Source organism: Streptomyces sp. NBC_00273, assembly GCF_036178145.1.
Lineage (GTDB): Bacteria > Actinomycetota > Actinomycetes > Streptomycetales > Streptomycetaceae > Streptomyces.
Genome location: NZ_CP108067.1, coordinates 7,232,153 through 7,249,265 on the forward strand (window position 1 = coordinate 7,232,153; position 17,113 = coordinate 7,249,265).

The window sequence follows — 17,113 nt, forward strand, 5'->3', positions numbered from 1 at the left end:
TGTGGTGAGTGCGAACGAAGACCGGCCCGGGAACCCGACCGAGGACCGGACCGAAGACCCGTACCTGATCATCTCCTCCGACTGCCACGCGGGCCTGCCCACCGAGCAGTACCGGCCCTACCTGGACTCCCGCTTCCACCCCCAGTTCGACGAGTTCCTCGGCGAACGCGACGCCCGCCGGGCGGAGGCCACCCGCCTCGGCGTCCGCAACGAGGCCTTCGCCGAGAAGTGGTTCCACGACCACGCGGAAGGCCTCAAGGGCGGCTGGGACACCGGGCAGCGGCTGAAGGAACTCGACGGCGACGGCGTGGCCGCCGAGGTCGTCTTCCCCGACGCGGACGCCGTCGACAGCCAGACCGCCGCCCCCTTCGGCGTCGGCCTCGGCCTCTCCGGCGACCAGGACCCCGAGCTCGGCATGGCGGGCGCGCAGGCGCACAACCGCTGGCTCGCGGAGTTCGTCGGGCAGAACCCGGAGCGGCACTGCGGAGTCGCCCTGCTCCCCATCACGGGCGAGCCGGAGAAGGTCGTCGCCGAGATCCACCGGGCCAAGGCGTCCGGGCTGGGCGCGCTGATGATCCCCGCGATGTGGGTGGACAAGGCGCCCTACCACGACCGCCGCTACGACCCCGTATGGGCGGCCGCCGCCGAAGCGCAGATGCCGATCGTCACCCACTCCGGGTCCTCGCCGCGCCACGAGTACGGCGACCACCTGGGCATCTTCGTCTCCGAGGTCACCTGGTGGCCGGCCCGCCCGCTGTGGTTCCTGCTCTGGTCGGGGGTCTTCGAACGCCACCCCGGCCTGAAGTTCGGCGTCGCAGAGGCGGGCTGCTGGTGGCTGCCGAACCAGCTGTGGTTCATGGACCGGCTCTACCTCGGCGCGCACGGCGGCAAGAAGCTCTCGCCGTTCGAGGAGCTGAAGCGGCCGCCCAGCGAGTACCTGGACCGCCAGGTGTTCATCTGCGCGACGAACACCAAGCGCCGGGAGCTCGCGCAGCGGTACGAGATCGGCGTCGACAACATCCTGTGGGGCTCGGACTTCCCGCACCCCGAGGGCACCTGGCCGAACACCCGGGCCTGGCTGAAGAACACCTTCCACGACATCCCGGTCGCCGAGACCCGCCGGATGCTCGGGCTCGCGGCGGCCGACGTCTTCGGCTTCGATACCGCGAAGCTGGCCCCGATCGCCCGCCGGATCGGCCCCACCCCGGCGGAACTGGGCCAGTCCCCGGACCAGGCGGCGGTGGAGGCCTCCTGGGCCCGCTCCCGCGAGGTGGGCCGCCACTGGCTCACCGACCACGACTTCCCGGTCCTGGGGGTGAACCCGTGACGTCCGAGGACCGCTACACGGTGATCTCGGCGGACTGCCACGCGGGCGCCGACCTGCTCGACTACAAGCCGTACCTGGCCAAGCGCCACCACGAGGACTTCGACGCCTGGGCCGCCACGTACGCGAACCCGTACGAGGACCTCCTCGCGGACACCGCCGACCGCAACTGGAACTCGGCGCGCCGCCTCGCCGAACTCGAAGCGGACGGCATCGTCGCGGAAGTCCTCTTCCCGAACACCATCCCGCCGTTCTTCCCCAAGGCCTCCCTGATGGCCCAGCCCCCGACGGCCGCCGAGTACGAGCTGCGCTGGGCGGGGCTGCAGGCCCACAACCGCTGGCTGGCGGACTTCTGCGCGGACGCGCCGGGGCGGCGGGCGGGGGTGGCGCAGATCCTGCTGAACGACGTCGACGCGGCGGTGCAGGAGATCCGCCGCACGAAGGCGGCCGGCCTGACGGGCGGCATCCTGCTGCCGGGCGTCCCGCCCGGCTCCACCGTCCCCGAGCTGTACTCCGCCGCCTACGACCCCATCTGGGCGGTGTGCGACGAGCTGCACGTCCCCGTCAACCACCACGGCGGCTCGGCCTCACCGCCGCTCGGCGACGAACCGGCGGCCCGGGCCGTCTTCATGGTGGAGACGACCTGGTTCTCGCACCGCGCGCTGTGGCACCTCGTCTTCGGCGGGGCCTTCCGCCGCCACCCGGGCCTCAAGCTGGTCCTGACGGAGCAGGGCTCCGGGTGGATCCCCGGCGTGCTGGAGATGCTGGACTACTACCACGGCCGCCTGGTCGCGGCTTCGGCCACGGCCGAGTCCAAGTTCGGGGCGGGCCTCGCGGAGTCGATGGGCCGGGGCCCGAGCGAGGTCTGGCGGGACAACTGTTTCGTGGGAGCGAGCTTCATGCGCCCCCACGAGGTCCCGCTGCGGGAGCGGATCGGCCTCGACAAGATCATGTGGGGCAGCGACTACCCCCACGACGAGGGCACCACCCCCTTCTCCCGCGAAGGCCTCCGCATCGCCTACGCGAGCCTCCCGCGCGAGGAGGTCGCCGCGATGGTCGGCGGCAACGCGGCCCGCGTGTACGGCTTCGACCTCGCCCTGCTGGACGCGGTCGCCGCCAAGCACGGCCCCCTGGTCTCGGAGATCGCGCAGCCCCTGACGGAGATCCCGCCGGGGGCCACCAGCCCGGCGTTCGCCCGGGGCGCCTCGGTCCGCGTCTGGTGACATCCCCGTGCCGGGGCGGCTCAACACGTAGGTGAGCCGCTCCGGTGAGATCCACTCGATGCCGGTGACCAGCGTCCTCCCGAATACGTCGAGAGATGCATATGGCTGGCATCGTCGTTGAACTCGGCCAGCGGGTGACTTCACCTCGCCGAAGTATCTGCGGCGGCCGGAGAAGAAGCTGAAGAAGCGGCAGCGGGAGCTGTCGCGCAAGGCGAAAGGATCGAAGAACCGGGACAAGGCCCGTGTACGGGTCGCCCGGGCACACGCGAAGGTCGCGGACAGTCGTCGTAACTTCCACCACCAGTGGTCCCATAAGCTGACGAGCGAGAACCAAGCCGTCTTCACGGAGACCCTCAACGTGCGTGGACTGGCCCGGACCCGGCTGGCCAAAAGTGTCCACGACGCCGGCTGGGCACAGTTCGTGATGTTCTGCGAGTACAAGGCGATCCGGCGCGGGCGGTCATTCGCGAAGGTGGACCGGGCGTTTCCCAGCTCGCAGGTATGTTCCGCCTGCGGGCGCAGGGACGGGCCCAAGCCGCTCCACGTCCGTACCTGGACCTGCCCGAACTGTGACACCCGGCACGACCGGGACTGGAACGCCGGACGCAACGTCCGCGATGAGGGCCGTCGCATTCTCGCGATGTCAGAACCACCCACCCCCGGACCGGGGGCCTCACGCCGGTAACGGCGCGAGTAAACACCTGCGGAGCGCATGTAAGACCCGGCGGAAGCCAGGCAGCGCGCACAACCCCGACACCCGTCGGGAGGAACCAGGAAACACCGTGGTCCCCGGCTGCTCACGCGAGCCGAGGAGGAACGGAGAATCCCAGTGTGCAGCACTGGGAGGCGAGGTCAACCGTAAGAGAACCGTCTCCAAGCCCCTCATGCCCCGCCCTCCCCTTGGTTCGGACATCCTCTCGTGAACCGCCGGTAACACCGATGGATACCGATCGGTAACAACCCCTAGCGGCACCCCCGAGAGCGCCTCTATCGTGCGGGACATGCCGAACCTGCCCGATGTCGTGCTGTGGTCCATACCTGCCTTCGTGCTGCTCACCGTCATCGAGGTGGTGAGCTACCGGCTCCATCCCGACGAGGACGCCGCCGGCTACGACACCAAGGACGCCGCCACGAGCATCACCATGGGGCTCGGCAGCATCGGCTTCGACCTGCTCTGGAAGATCCCGGTCGTCGCCGTCTTCACCGCGGTCTACGAACTGACCCCGCTGCGCGTGCCGTTCCTGTGGTGGACCGCCCTGCTGATGCTGCTCGCCCAGGACTTCCTCTACTACTGGCAGCACCGCCTCCACCACGTCATCCGCATCCTGTGGGCCTGCCACGTGGTCCACCACAGCAGCCGGCGGTTCAACCTCACCACCGCCCTGCGCCAGCCCTGGACCAGCGCGACCACCTGGTGGTTCTACCTGCCGATGGTGGCCCTCGGGGTGCACCCGGCGGCGATCCCCTTCTGCTACGGGATCAACCTGCTCTACCAGTTCTGGGTCCACACCGAGCGCATCGGAAAGCTGCCGCGGCCCTACGAGTACGTCTTCAACACCCCCTCCCACCACCGGGTCCACCACGCCTCGCAGGGCGGCTACCTGGACCGCAACTTCGGCGGCATCCTGATCGTCTGGGACCGGATGTTCGGGTCCTGGGTGGGGGAGACGGACAAGCCCGTCTACGGGCTCACCAAGAACATCGGCACCTACAACCCCCTGCGCGTGGCCACCCACGAGTACGCGGCCATCGCCCGGGACGTGCGCGCCGCCGGGAGTTGGCGCCAGCGGGCCGGACACGTCTTCCGCGGCCCCGGCTGGCAGCCCGCACCCGCACCCGCGCCTGCGTCTGCGTCAGCACCCGCTCCGGCCACCGGTACCGCCGCCGACCAGGCCACCCCCGCCGCCCCGGCCGTACAGGAGACCACCGCGTGAGCACCGCCGCGTCCCCGGGCCGACCCGCCCCCGCCTGGGCGGCGGACCGGGCGCCCGCCGGCCCCGGGCCGCGCATCGGCCGCATCGCCCTCCTGGCCTTCGCCGTGGCCGCCGCCGTCGACCTCGGCTCGCTGCTCGCCGGTTGGCACCTCGGGCACGTCATCGCCAAGCCGCTGCTGATGCCGCTGCTCGTGACCCACATGGCCACCCGCGGCGCACCCCGGCTACTGCTCGCCGCCCTGCTGTTCGGCTGGGGCGGCGACCTGGCCCTGCTCTTCGACGCCGAGCCCGCCTTCCTCGTCGGCATGGGCTCCTTCGCCGTCGGGCACGTCTGCTACCTCGTCCTCTTCGGCAAGCGACCCGCGAACGCGCTGCTCGGGGGCGCGTACGCGCTCGCCCTCCTCGGCACCGTCGCCCTGCTGTGGTCCGATCTGCCGCCCGACCTGCGGATCCCCGTGGCCGGCTACAGCCTGCTGCTCACCGCCATGGCCTTCCGCTCCAGCACCCTCGGCCTGCGGGCCGGGATCGGCGGCGGGCTGTTCCTGCTCTCCGACACCCTCATCGCCACCGGCGTCGCCGCATGGCCCCAGCTGCCCCGCCCGGACTTCTGGATCATGGCCACGTACCTGGCCGCCCAGTACCTGCTGGCCACTGGCACGACCTCCCGGGAAGCAGGCGTACGGTAGGACGGTTCCACAGTCGTACAAGACTGAACGATTTCGAACCGGAGGACTGCACCACCATGCGCGCCACCGTCATCCACGCCCCGCACGACATACGCGTGGAGGAGGTGCCCGACGCTGCGATCCAGCGACCCGAGGACGCCGTCGTCCGCGTCCTGCGTGCCTGTATCTGCGGCAGCGACCTGTGGGCCTACCGCGGCGAGGCCGCGCGTCAGCCCGGCCAGCGCATCGGCCACGAGTTCCTGGGCATCGTCGAGGAGACCGGCTCCGCCGTGTCCGGCCTGCGGGCCGGCGACCTCGTCGTCGCGCCCTTCATGTGGTCGGACGGCACCTGTGAGTACTGCTCCGAGGGCCTCTACACCTCGTGCGAGCACGGCGGTTTCTGGGGCTCGGTCGGCCACGACGGAGGCCAGGGCGAGGCCGTCCGCGTCCCGCACGCCGACGGCACCCTGGTGAAGCTGCCCGCCGAGGCCGTTTCCGACGACCACCTGCTGACCGGGCTGCTCGCGCTGTCCGACGTCATGGGCACCGGCCACCACGCCGCGCTGGGCGCGGGCGTGCGCGAGGGCTCCACGGTCGCCGTCGTCGGCGACGGCGCGGTCGGCCTGTGCGGCGTCCTCGCCGCCAAGCGCCTGGGCGCCGAGCGGATCATCGCCCTGGGCCGCCACACCGTACGTACGGACATCGCCAAGCTCTTCGGGGCCACCGACGTCGTCGCCGAGCGCGGCGAGGCCGCCGAGGCGGCCGTGCGCGAGCTCCTCGGCGGCCGGGGCGCGCACGCGGTCATCGAGGCCGTCGGCACCGAGCAGTCGATGCGCACCGCCGTGAACATCACCCGCGACGGCGGGGCCATCGGCTACGTCGGCGTCCCGCACGGCAGCGGCACCGGCCTCGACCTCGGTGTCATGTTCGACCGCAACATCACCCTGCGCGGCGGTGTGGCCCCGGTCCGCGCGTACATCCCGGAGCTGCTGGAGGACGTGCTCAGCGGTGCGATCGACCCGGCGCCCGTCTTCGACCGGGCCGTGTCCCTGGACGAGGTCCCGGACGGCTACCGGGCGATGGACGACCGCAGCGCGCTCAAGGTGATGATCAAGTCCTGACCTGCCGGACGGACGGACGGACGGGAGGACGGGCCGGGCGGGTGATCCCCGCCCGGCCCGTCCGCCCCGCCCCGACGGGTGTTACTTCACGGCCTTGAGCGCGTCGATCACGCCGTAGCCGTAGTAGCCCGTCTGGCCCCACTTGCTCGTGCAGGTGGTGGCGTCGATCAGGGTGCCCGCGGCGTCGTATATCTGCGTCGGGCAGGCCGCCTTCGTGGACTGGGCCTTCAGCATCGCCTGGAGCTGCGAGGGCGTGGCCGACGGGTGGGCGCTCTTGAGGAGCGCCGCGACGCCCGCGACGTGCGGTGCGGCCATCGAGGTGCCCTGCTTGTAGCCGTAGCCCCCGCCCGGGACGGTCGACAGCACGCGTCCGTTGGCGTCCGGGGTGTCCGGGACCTGCCACTTGTCGCCGCCGGGGGCGGCGACGTCCACGACCCCGAGGCCGTAGCTGGAGTAGTACGAACGCAGGCCCTTGTCGCCGGTCGCGGAGACGGTGACCACGCCCGGCAGCTGCGTGGGCAGGTCCAGGCAGACCTTCGGGTCGATGGTGCGCGGCACCGGGGTGGTGTCGTTCGGGCTGGTCGTGTCCTCCAGGGAGGGCGCGGCCAGGTCCTGGTTGGAGTTGCCGGCCGAGGCGATGTGGAGCGTGCCCTTGCGCTCGGCGTACTTGGTGGCCCGTCCGATGGCCTCCACCAGCGCCTTCTGGTCGTCGTCGGACTTGCAGTTGAAGAGCCACGGGTCGACGTAGTAGCTGTTGTTGGTCACCTCGATCCCCTTCTCGGCGGCGAACATGAAGCCGCAGACGACCGCCTCGGTGTAGAAGAGGCTGGTCCCGGGCTCGCTCACCTTGATCGCGGCGATCTTCACGCCCGGCGCGACACCGCTGATGCCGATGCCGTTGCGCGCGGCTCCGATGGTGCCGGCCACGTGCGTGCCGTGGTCGCTGCCGTCGGGGTACGGGCGCCAGGCGCCCTCGGTGGTGTCGGCGACGCCGCCCACGCAGTTGGCCGACTGGCCCTTGGAGAAGTTCGGGGCGAGATCGGGGTGGGTGTCGTCGACTCCCGTGTCGATGATGCCCACGGTGACGTTCCGGCTGCCATCGTTGATCTTGTGAGCCTTGTCGGCCTTGATCGTCCGCAGGTCCCACTGGTTGGGCTCCAGCGGCTCCTGACCCTCCTGGGCCGCTGCCGCCGCCTTGGCGGCGTCCGCCGCGCCCAACTGCTGGGTCGCTCCCTCCTCGGTGGTCCGCGCCGCCGACATCGGGGCCGTCCGGGTGGCGCCGACCGACACGAACAGGCCGCGCTGGGCGCGCAACTGCTTGGCGAAGTCCGGGTTCTGGGAGTGTGCGACCACGACCCCGATCTGCTCGTAGGCCGTCACCACCGTTCCGCCGGCCCGCTCGACGGCCTTCTTCGCCGCCTTCACCGTGGCGTACGCGTTCAGGTTGGCCACGTACGACAGCTTGGGGCCGGAGGCATCGGCCTTCGAGGCCGTCGCCGTGTCGGCCGTATTGCCCAGCGGGGCGGCCGAGGCCGAGATCGCGGGCAGGAAGGCGAGCGAGGCGGTGAGCGCCAGGCCGACGGGTACGGCGAGAGCACGGCTGCGCTTCTTGGGCGCACGCGACCCCAGCTGATCCATGGGTTCTCCAGGTCATCTTCGAAAAAGCCGCCCGGACGCGGTCGCGTCGGACGGGTTCATGACAAGCGAACCTAGCGTCGCCGTTCCCCTCTCCGCCATCAGTTCGAGAAATCAGTTCCCCAAGAATCAACCGGTGTTGAACCGTCCCGACGCGCCGTCCGTGCCGTTGACAGGGGGGCTCGGCACCACCGTCCCCCCACACGGAGGTTGTTTTGTCCGTCGTCCCCACCGCACCCGCGTCACAAGGAGATCCCCCCGTGACCACCGAAGCAGCGCCGCCGCCCGGCAGCGCGGGAACGCCCACGGCGGCCCCCACGGCAGCTGATTACGCGAGCGTCCAGCAGAGCGCGGAGTTCGCCGAACTGCGCAGCTCCTACCGCTCCTTCGCCTTCCCGCTCACCGTGGCCTTCATCGCCTGGTACCTGCTCTACGTCCTGCTGTCCAACTACGCGGGCGGCTTCATGGGGACCAAGCTCTTCGGCAACATCAACGTCGCCCTCGTGCTCGGCCTCGCCCAGTTCGCGACGACCTTCCTGATCGCGTGGCTCTACGCACGGCACGCCGCCGCGAAGCTCGACCCCAAGGCCGAGGCCATCAAGGCGCGGATGGAGGCCGCCGAATGAGCGGCTCGCACCACCTGACGACGCTCGCCGCGGGAGCCTCCGAGCACCGCCCGCTGATCATCACCTTGTTCGGGCTGTTCGTCGTCGCCACCCTGATCATCACCGTCTGGGCCGGCCGCCAGACCCGGGGCGCCGCCGACTTCTACGCGGGCGGCCGCCAGTTCACCGGTTTCCAGAACGGCCTCGCCATCTCCGGCGACTACATGTCCGCCGCGTCCTTCCTCGGCATCGCCGGAGCCATCGCCCTCTTCGGCTACGACGGCTTCCTCTACTCGATCGGCTTCCTCGTCGCCTGGCTGGTCGCCCTGCTGCTCGTCGCCGAGCCGCTGCGCAACTCCGGCCGCTACACGATGGGCGACGTCCTCGCGTACCGGATGCGCCAGCGGCCCGTCCGCACCGCCGCCGGCACCTCCACCATCGTGGTTTCGATCTTCTACCTGCTCGCCCAGATGGCCGGCGCCGGCGTGCTCGTCTCGCTGCTCCTGGGCATCACCAGCGACGGCGGCAAGGTGGCCGTCGTCGCGCTGGTCGGCGTACTGATGATCGTCTACGTGACCATCGGCGGAATGAAGGGCACCACCTGGGTCCAGATGATCAAGGCGGTGCTGCTGATCGCGGGCGCCCTGCTGATCACCTTCCTGGTGCTGCTGAAGTTCAACTTCAACATCTCCGACCTGCTGGGCAAGGCCGCCGAGAACAGCGGACAGGGGGTGAAGTTCCTCGAACCCGGTCTCAAGTACGGCAAGGACTCGACCTCGAAGCTGGACTTCCTCTCGCTGGGCCTCGCCCTCGTCCTCGGCACCGCAGGGCTTCCGCACATCCTGATCCGCTTCTACACCGTCCCCACCGCCAAGGCCGCCCGCAAGTCCGTGAACTGGGCCATCGGCATCATCGGCGCGTTCTACCTGATGACCATCGCCCTCGGCTTCGGGGCCGCGGCCCTGCTGAAGAGGGCCGACATCCTGGCCTCTAACAAGGCCGGCAACACCGCCGCACCCCTGCTCGCCCAGGCCGTCGGCGGCGGCCCCGACTCCACCGGTGGCGCCATCCTGCTCGCCGTGATCTCCGCGGTCGCCTTCGCCACCATCCTGGCCGTCGTCGCGGGCCTCACCCTCGCCTCCTCCTCGTCCTTCGCGCACGACCTGTACGTGAACGTGATCCGCAAGGGCAAGGCCACCGAGAAGGAGGAGATGCGCGCGGCCCGCTGGTCCACCGTCGTCATCGGAGCCGTCGCCATCGGCCTCGGCGCACTGGCCCGCGACCTGAACGTGGCCGGCCTGGTCGCGCTCGCCTTCGCGGTCGCCGCCTCCGCGAACCTGCCGACGATCCTCTACAGCCTCTTCTGGAAGCGCTTCACCACCCAGGGCGCCCTCTGGTCCATCTACGGCGGACTGATCTCGGCGGTCGGCCTGGTGCTGTTCTCCCCGGTGGTGTCCGGAAAGCCCACCTCCATGTTCAAGGACGCGGACTTCTTCTGGTTCCCGCTGGAGAACCCGGGGATCATCTCGATCCCCCTCGGCTTCCTGCTGGGCTGGCTGGGAACCGTCCTCTCCAAGGAGAAGGCAGACCCCCAGAAGTTCGCCGAGCTGGAGGTGCGCTCCCTCACCGGAACAGGGGCGCACTGACATCGTCCGAACACCCAGCGTGGCCGCGTCGTAGATCCCTACGACGCGGCCACGTCACGTCTCGTTCATTCGGGCACCACTGGATGACACGGGCGTCACGTAGTCTCGAAATAGAACGCGTGAAGTAGATCCGATGTCCGCGCGTACCTCTACTTCCGGACAGGGGAGGGGGCCCACAGTGCTTCTCGATACCTACGGCCGCGTGGCCACTGACCTGCGCGTCTCGCTGACGGACCGGTGCAATCTGCGCTGCACCTACTGCATGCCCGAAGAGGGGCTGCAGTGGCTCGGCAAGTCGGACCTGCTCAGTGACGACGAGATCGTCCGGTTGATCCGCATCGCGGTCACACAGCTGGGGATCACCGAGGTCCGGTTCACCGGCGGCGAGCCGCTGCTGCGGCCCGGCCTGGTCGGCATCGTCGAGCAGTGCGCCGGCCTGGAGCCCCGCCCCAAGATGTCCCTGACCACCAACGGTATCGGCCTGAAGCGCACCGCGCAGGCCCTGAAGGCCGCAGGCCTGGACCGGGTGAACGTTTCGCTGGACACCCTGCGGCCCGACGTCTTCAAGACCCTCACCCGCCGCGACCGGCACAAGGACGTCATCGAGGGCATGGCCGCGGCCCGCGAGGCCGGCCTCACCCCCGTCAAGGTCAACGCCGTACTCATGCCCGGCCTCAATGACGACGAGGCCCCCGACCTGCTGGCCTGGGCCGTGGAGAACGCGTACGAGCTCCGCTTCATCGAGCAGATGCCGCTGGACGCCCAGCACGGCTGGAAGCGCGACGGCATGATCACCGCCGGGGACATCCTGGAGTCCCTGCGCACCCGCTTCACGCTCACCGAGGAAGGCGCCGCCGAGCGCGGCTCCGCCCCGGCCGAGCGCTGGGTGGTCGACGGGGGCCCGGCCACCGTCGGTGTCATCGCCTCGGTCACCCGCCCGTTCTGCGGCGCCTGCGACCGTACGCGGCTCACGGCCGACGGCCAGGTGCGTACGTGTCTGTTCGCGACCGAGGAGTCCGACCTGCGGGCGGCCCTGCGCTCGGGCGCCCCGGACGAGGAGATCGCTCGGCTGTGGAAGGTCGCGATGTGGGGCAAGAAGGCCGGTTCCGGTCTCGACGACCCGTCCTTCCTGCAGCCCGACCGCCCGATGTCCGCGATCGGCGGCTGACCCGGGTCCCCGGACCGGGGTCCCGGACCAGGGCAGGTCGGTCAGGTGAGGTCGGGCCGGGTCAGCGCGGGCGTTCCGAGGCCTCCGGCTGAACCCACTCGTCCAGCTTCACGACGTCCTTGAGGAAACCGCGGACCCCCAGGAACTGGGAGAGGTGTTCGCGGTGCTCCTCGCACGCCAGCCAGGTCTTGCGCCGTTCCGGCGTGTGCAGCGTCGGATTGTTCCACGCCAGGACCCACACGGCCGCGTCGCGACAGCCCTTGGCGGAGCAGGTGGGGTTCTCGTCGGAGCCGGAGGCGTTGGAGGAAGTCACAGGCCCACATTAGAACGGAATGGCGACGCCGAGCAGCCACGGGGGGAGCTGCCCGGCGTCGGTCCGTCGCTCCGACGGGGGATGCGGAGCGCGTGAGCAGTATGTCACGCAGGACCCGCTGGAGTGCACTGGAACTTCACGATTGATCTGAGCTTTTCTTGAGGTTTCCCGCGTCCAGCGCCGGTCGCACGGGGGCCGGAACGAAGTGCGAGGGCAGCGAGGGCGTCGATTCGCGCCCGGCGTTGGCGATGACCACGGCCACGTACGGGAGCAGGGCTCCGGCCACGAGCGTCACGATGGCCACCGGGCGCTGCACGTTCCACAACAGCACGGTCGCGATGACCGACAGGGTCCTGATCGCCATGGAGATCACGTATCGCCGCTGGCGACCCCGCACGTCCTCGGCGAGACCCATCCGCGCGCCCGTGATCCGGAAGACCTCGGCCCCGTTCCGCTTCTGCCGCTTCGTCCGCTCCACGCTCCACCACCCGATCGCCCTCCGGGCACTCGCTCGCGGCCCGGTCCCTCCCACGGTACGCCCGCCCCCGGGCCGGGAGGTGAGCGGGCCCCCGTACGACACCGTCCGAAATGCGCCGTACGCCGGATGGGCCGACACTGGGCGCACGTGCGCACAACGCGCCGGGAGGAGGCTCGACATGGGTTGGTTGTGGGCGATCATCGTCGGTTTCGTGCTGGGGCTGATAGCCAAGGCCATCCTGCCGGGCAAGCAGCACCAGCCCCTGTGGCTGACCACCCTCTTCGGCATCGTCGGTGCCGTCCTCGGCAATGCGGTGGCCACGTGGATCGGTGTGGGCGAGACCGCGGGCATCGACTGGACCCGGCACCTGCTGCAGATCGCCGGAGCGGTCCTCGTGGTCGCGCTCGGCGAGATGATGTACGGAGCGATCAAGGGCAAGCGGCAGACGACGTGACCCGTCGCGGGTCATGACGAAGGGGCCGGCCGGACCAAGTGGTCCGAACCGGCCCCTCCGCGGTGCTCTGCCGTGCTCACCGCTCACTCGCGCCCTGCGGCGCGCCGGACGCGTCAGGCGCCGGTGACCTCCACCGCGGCCAGGTTCTTCTTGCCGCGGCGCAGCACCAGCCAGCGCCCGTGGAGCAGGTCCTCCTTGGCGGGGACCGCGTCCTCGGCGGTGACCTTCGCGTTGTTCACGTAGGCGCCGCCCTCCTTCACGGTCCGGCGGCCAGCCGACTTGCTCGCGACCAGGCCGGTCTCCGCGAGCAGGTCCACCACGAGGCCGGGCTCCGCCACCTGGGCGTGCGGTAGCTCGGACAGGGCCGCGGCCAGCGTGGCCTCGTCCAGCTCCGCCAGATCGCCCTGACCGAACAGTGCCTTCGACGCGGCGATCACGGCGGCGCACTGCTCGGCCCCGTGCACGAGCGTGGTCAGCTCCTCGGCCAGCGCCCGCTGGGCGGCGCGCGCCTGCGGCCGCTCGGCGGTCTGCGCCTCCAGCTCCTCCAGTTCCTCGCGGGACTTGAAGGACAGGATCCGCATGTAGGTGGAGATGTCCCGGTCGTCCACGTTCAGCCAGAACTGGTAGAACGCGTACGGCGTGGTCATCTCCGGGTCGAGCCACACGGCGCCGCTCTCGGACTTGCCGAACTTGGTGCCGTCCGCCTTGACCATCAGCGGGGTCGCCAGCGCGTGCACGACCGCGCCCGGCTCGACCCGGTGGATCAGGTCGAGTCCGGCCGTCAGGTTGCCCCACTGGTCGGAGCCGCCCTGCTGGAGCACGCAGCCGTAGCGCCGGTACAGCTCCAGGAAGTCCATGCCCTGGAGCAGCTGGTAGCTGAACTCGGTGTAGCTGATGCCCTGGTCGGAGTCCAGCCGCTTGGCGACCGAGTCCTTCGTCAGCATCTTGTTGACGCGGAAGTGCTTGCCGATGTCCCGCAGGAACTCGATGGCGGACATGCCCGCCGTCCAGTCCAGGTTGTTCACCATGAGCGCCGCGTTCTCGCCCTCGAAGGACAGGAACGGTTCGATCTGGGTGCGCAGCCGGGTCACCCAGTTCGCCACGGTCTCCGGGTCGTTCAGGGTCCGCTCGGCCGTCGGTCGCGGGTCGCCGATCTGCCCCGTGGCCCCGCCGACCAGCGCCAGCGGCCGGTTGCCGGCCTGCTGGAGCCGGCGCACGGTGAGCACCTGGACCAGGTGCCCCACGTGCAGCGAGGCCGCGGTCGGGTCGAAGCCGCAATAGAAGGTGACCGGACCGTCCGCGAAGGCCTTGCGCAGCGCTTCTTCGTCGGTGGACTGGGCGAAGAGCCCGCGCCACTTCAGTTCGTCGACGATGTCAGTCACGGTCGTGACTCTCCTTGAGAGATGGAGTGAGTAGGGGCGTGGATGAGGGGTCTACCCGCACATTCTAGGTGGTCAGACGCCCTTGCTCACCGAACTCATGTTGAAGTCCGGGATGCGCAGCGCCGGCATCGCGGCACGGGTGAACCAGTCGCTCCACTCGCGCGGCAGGGTCTTCTCGGTCCGGCCGGCCTCCGAGGCCCGCGACAGCAGGTCCACGGGTGACTCGTTGAACCGGAAGTTGTTGACCTCGCCGACCACCTGTCCGTTCTCCACCAGGTAGACGCCGTCCCGGGTCAGGCCCGTGAGCAGCAGCGTCGCCGGGTCCACCTCGCGGATGTACCAGAGGCAGGTCAGCAGCAGACCCCGTTCGGTGGCCGCGACCATCTCCTCCAGCGACTTCTCGCCGCCCGCGTCCATGATCAGGTTCCCGAAGCCGGGGGAGAGCTGCATCCCGGTCAGGCCCGCCGTGTGCCGGGTGGTGCTCAGCCGGTTCAGGTGACCGTCCGCGATCCACTCGGTCGCCGGGACCGGCAGGCCGTTGTCGAACACCGAGGCGTCGTCGCCGGAGCTGTGCGCGATCACGAACGGTGCGGACTCCAGGCCGGGCGCGTTCGGGTCGCTGCGCAGGGAGAGCGGCAGCCCGGACAGCTTCTCGCCGAGCCGGGTGCCGCCACCGGGCTTGGAGAAGACCGTACGGCCCTCCACCGCGTCCCGGGCCGCCGCCGACCACATCTGGTAGATCATCAGGTCGGCCACGGCGGTCGGCGGCAGCAGCGTCTCGTACCGGCCCGCGGGCAGGTCGATCTTCCGCTCCGCCCAGCCGAGGCGCACGGCGAGCTCCGCGTCCAGCACGGTCGGGTCCACGTCCTTGAAGTCCCGGGTGGAGCGGCCCGCCCAGGCGGAGCGCTGCCGGTCCGGGGACTTCGCGTTGAGCTCCAGGGTGCCGTTCGGCTGGTCGTGGCGCAGCCGCAGGCCCGTCGAGGTGCCGACGTACGTGGAGACCAGCTCGTGGTGCGCGAAGCCGTATAGTTCCCGACCGCCCTCGCGGGCCCGGGCGAAGGCCTCGCCGAGGGCCGGGGCGAAGTCCGCGAAGACCGCCGAGCTCGTCTCGGCCGGGGCGTCGGTGAAGTCCGGCGAGGCCGGGATCCCGGTGACCAGCTGCTGGGCGTCCTCGGCCGGGCCCGCCCCGCGGGCGGCCGCCTCGGCGGCCCGGACCAGCGGTTCCAGGTCGTCCGCGGTCACGGCGGAGCGCGAGACGACCCCCGAGGCCGTGCCCTCCTTGCCGTCGACCGTGGCGATGACCGTCAGGGTCCGGCCGCGGGTCACGCCGTTCGTCGTCAGGGCGTTGCCCGCCCAGCGCAGATTGGCGCTCGACCCCTCGTCCGCGATGACGACGCAGCCGTCGGCGGTGGACAGCTCCAGGGCCCGCTCGACGACCTCGTGGGGCTTGGTGATGCGAATCGACGAGCTCATCGCCCGGCCTCCTGCGTGGTGTTCAAGATGTTCACGTCGCGGAACAGCGCGGACGGGCAGCCGTGCGAGACCGCCGCCACCTGGCCCGGCTGGGCCTTGCCGCAGTTGAAGGCGCCGCCCAGGACGTAGGTCTGCGGGCCGCCGACCTTCTCCATCGAGCCCCAGAAATCGGTGGTGGTGGCCTGGTACGCGACGTCGCGCAGCTGCCCCGCCAGCTTGCCGTTCTCGATCCGGAAGAACCGCTGCCCGGTGAACTGGAAGTTGTAGCGCTGCATGTCGATCGACCACGAGCGGTCGCCGACCACGTAGATCCCGCGCTCCACCCCGCCGATCAGGTCCTCGGTCGAGAGACCGCCCGGATCCGGCTGGAGGGAGACGTTCGCCATCCGCTGGACGGGCACGTGCCCGGGGGAGTCGGCGAAGGCGCAGCCGTTGGAGCGCCCGAGCCCGGTCAGCTTCGCGATCCGCCGGTCCAGCTGGTAGCCGACCAGGGTGCCGTCCTTGACCAGGTCCCAGCTCTGCGCCTGGACGCCCTCGTCGTCGAAGCCGACGGTGGCCAGACCGTGCTCGGCGGTGCGGTCACCCGTCACGTTCATGATCGGGGAGCCGTACTTGAGCTTGCCGAGCTGGTCGAAGGTGGCGAAGGAGGTCCCCGCGTACGCCGCCTCGTAGCCCAGCGCCCGGTCCAGCTCGGTGGCGTGCCCGATGGACTCGTGGATGGTGAGCCACAGGTTGGACGGGTCGACCACCAGGTCGTACCGGCCGGCCTCGACGCTCGGCGCCCGCATCTTCTCGGCGAGCAGGCCGGGGATCTGCTCCAGCTCGGAGTTCCAGTCCCAGCCGGTGCCGGTGAGGTACTCCCAGCCGCGGCCGGCGGGCGGGGCGATGGTGCGCATCGAGTCGAACTCGCCGGTCGCGGCGTTCACGGCGACCGCGGTGAGCTGCGGGTGGATCCGGACCCGCTGCTGCGTGGTCGAGGTGCCCGCGGTGTCGGCGTAGAACTTGTTCTCGTGGACGGCGAGCAGCGAGGCGTCCACGTGGGCCACCCCGTCGGCCGCCAGCAGGCGCGAGCTCCAGTCGGCCAGCAGCGCGGCCTTCTCGGCGTCCGGCACCTCGAAGGGGTTCACGTCGTACGCGGAGATCCACGTCCGGTCGGCGTGCACCGGCTCGTCGGCGAGCTCCACCCGTTCGTCCGAACCTGCGGCCTTGATCACCTGGGCGGACAGCTTCGCCATGGCCACGGCCTGCGAGGCCACCTTGGCGGCGGCGTCCATGGTCAGGTCCACACCGGAGGCGAATCCCCAGCTGCCCCCGTGCACGACCCGGACCGCGTACCCGAGATCGGTGGTGTCGGAGCCGCCGGAGGGCTTGGCGTCCCGCAGGCGCCAGGAGGCGCTGCGGATCCGCTCCAGCCGGAAGTCGGCATGCTCGGCGCCCAGCGCGCGGGCCCGGGCGAGCGCCGCGTCGGCGAGCGCCCGCAGGGGCAGCGCGGTGAAGGCCGCGTCGATGGAATGGGGCACGGAAGTCCTCCCGTGGTCGGGGCCGGTCGCCCCGATCATGTCGCGATCGGGGCCTTCGTGCCTACATCTTTCTGTAGGGATTCGACAGAGCCGGTCGCAAGGCCCTGTCGGGGGTCGATTCTCCGTACGAGCGGTGCGACCTATAGGTTTTTGGTATTCAGACCGCTAGCGA

The 17,113-nt window shown here is 70.5% G+C and carries 15 protein-coding genes and 1 pseudogene; 10 read left to right on the forward strand and 6 right to left on the reverse strand.

Annotated features, from left to right (window positions below):
- Positions 1-4 precede the first annotated feature (4 nt).
- The 6 genes and pseudogenes from OG386_RS32275 (at position 5) to OG386_RS32300 (ending at position 6,267) form a co-directional block, all read left to right on the forward strand.
- On the forward strand, positions 5-1,327 hold the full coding sequence (locus OG386_RS32275) for an amidohydrolase family protein (protein ID WP_328791018.1): 1,323 nt from the start codon (positions 5-7) through the stop codon (positions 1,325-1,327).
- Entirely contained in the window at positions 1,324-2,547 is a 1,224-nt protein-coding gene (locus OG386_RS32280) for an amidohydrolase family protein (protein ID WP_328791019.1), read from the forward strand. Before OG386_RS32275 ends, OG386_RS32280 begins: the two co-directional genes overlap by 4 nt.
- A gap of 145 nt (positions 2,548-2,692) precedes the next feature.
- Positions 2,693-3,232 (forward strand): annotated as a pseudogene (locus tag OG386_RS32285) (RNA-guided endonuclease TnpB family protein); the annotation flags it as partial.
- Between the two features lie 316 nt (positions 3,233-3,548).
- Entirely contained in the window at positions 3,549-4,481 is a 933-nt protein-coding gene (locus tag OG386_RS32290; protein WP_328791020.1) for a sterol desaturase family protein, read from the forward strand.
- Positions 4,478-5,167, forward strand: a complete 690-nt coding sequence (locus OG386_RS32295; RefSeq protein ID WP_443053235.1) for a lysoplasmalogenase — start codon at positions 4,478-4,480, stop codon at positions 5,165-5,167. Before OG386_RS32290 ends, OG386_RS32295 begins: the two co-directional genes overlap by 4 nt.
- Positions 5,168-5,223: 56 nt before the next feature.
- Entirely contained in the window at positions 5,224-6,267 is a 1,044-nt protein-coding gene (locus tag OG386_RS32300) for a zinc-dependent alcohol dehydrogenase family protein (RefSeq protein ID WP_328791021.1), read from the forward strand.
- 81 nt (positions 6,268-6,348) lie between these two features.
- Here the strand turns inward: OG386_RS32300 and OG386_RS32305 are convergent, their stop codons facing one another.
- Positions 6,349-7,905: a S8 family serine peptidase gene (locus tag OG386_RS32305; RefSeq protein WP_328791022.1), complete on the reverse strand. Its 1,557-nt coding sequence runs from the start codon at positions 7,903-7,905 to the stop codon at positions 6,349-6,351.
- 257 nt (positions 7,906-8,162) lie between these two features.
- Here OG386_RS32305 and OG386_RS32310 point away from each other — a divergent pair, with 257 nt between their 5' ends.
- From OG386_RS32310 to moaA, 3 genes are all read left to right on the forward strand, one after another.
- Entirely contained in the window at positions 8,163-8,528 is a 366-nt protein-coding gene (locus OG386_RS32310; RefSeq protein WP_030010462.1) for a DUF485 domain-containing protein, read from the forward strand.
- Complete coding sequence (locus tag OG386_RS32315; RefSeq protein ID WP_327386154.1) at positions 8,525-10,153, forward strand: solute symporter family protein; 1,629 nt, start codon at positions 8,525-8,527, stop codon at positions 10,151-10,153. The genes OG386_RS32310 and OG386_RS32315 overlap by 4 nt, the downstream gene beginning before the upstream one ends.
- A gap of 178 nt (positions 10,154-10,331) precedes the next feature.
- The gene (gene moaA / locus OG386_RS32320) at positions 10,332-11,321 is read left to right on the forward strand and encodes a GTP 3',8-cyclase MoaA (protein WP_328791023.1); all 990 of its coding nucleotides are present in this window, start codon (positions 10,332-10,334) and stop codon (positions 11,319-11,321) included.
- 61 nt (positions 11,322-11,382) lie between these two features.
- On the opposite strand, the gene OG386_RS32325 is transcribed toward moaA, so the two are convergent.
- Entirely contained in the window at positions 11,383-11,634 is a 252-nt protein-coding gene (locus OG386_RS32325) for a hypothetical protein (RefSeq protein WP_328791024.1), read from the reverse strand.
- A gap of 136 nt (positions 11,635-11,770) precedes the next feature.
- Positions 11,771-12,049, reverse strand: a complete 279-nt coding sequence (locus OG386_RS32330; protein ID WP_051779274.1) for a DUF3099 domain-containing protein — start codon at positions 12,047-12,049, stop codon at positions 11,771-11,773.
- Between the two features lie 241 nt (positions 12,050-12,290).
- On the opposite strand from OG386_RS32330, the gene OG386_RS32335 reads away from it, so the two are divergent.
- Entirely contained in the window at positions 12,291-12,566 is a 276-nt protein-coding gene (locus tag OG386_RS32335; protein ID WP_328791025.1) for a GlsB/YeaQ/YmgE family stress response membrane protein, read from the forward strand.
- Between the two features lie 113 nt (positions 12,567-12,679).
- Here OG386_RS32335 and tyrS read toward each other — a convergent pair whose 3' ends face one another.
- The 3 genes from tyrS to OG386_RS32350 all read right to left on the reverse strand — a co-directional run bounded on the left by tyrS (position 12,680) and on the right by OG386_RS32350 (position 16,941).
- Complete coding sequence (gene tyrS / locus OG386_RS32340) at positions 12,680-13,948, reverse strand: tyrosine--tRNA ligase (protein WP_328791026.1); 1,269 nt, start codon at positions 13,946-13,948, stop codon at positions 12,680-12,682.
- Between the two features lie 72 nt (positions 13,949-14,020).
- Positions 14,021-15,421 (reverse strand): metallopeptidase TldD-related protein, encoded by a 1,401-nt coding sequence (locus OG386_RS32345; RefSeq protein ID WP_328791027.1) that lies wholly within the window; start codon positions 15,419-15,421, stop codon positions 14,021-14,023.
- Complete coding sequence (locus OG386_RS32350) at positions 15,418-16,941, reverse strand: TldD/PmbA family protein (protein ID WP_328791028.1); 1,524 nt, start codon at positions 16,939-16,941, stop codon at positions 15,418-15,420. The genes OG386_RS32345 and OG386_RS32350 overlap by 4 nt, the downstream gene beginning before the upstream one ends.
- Positions 16,942-17,113: the final 172 nt, after the last annotated feature.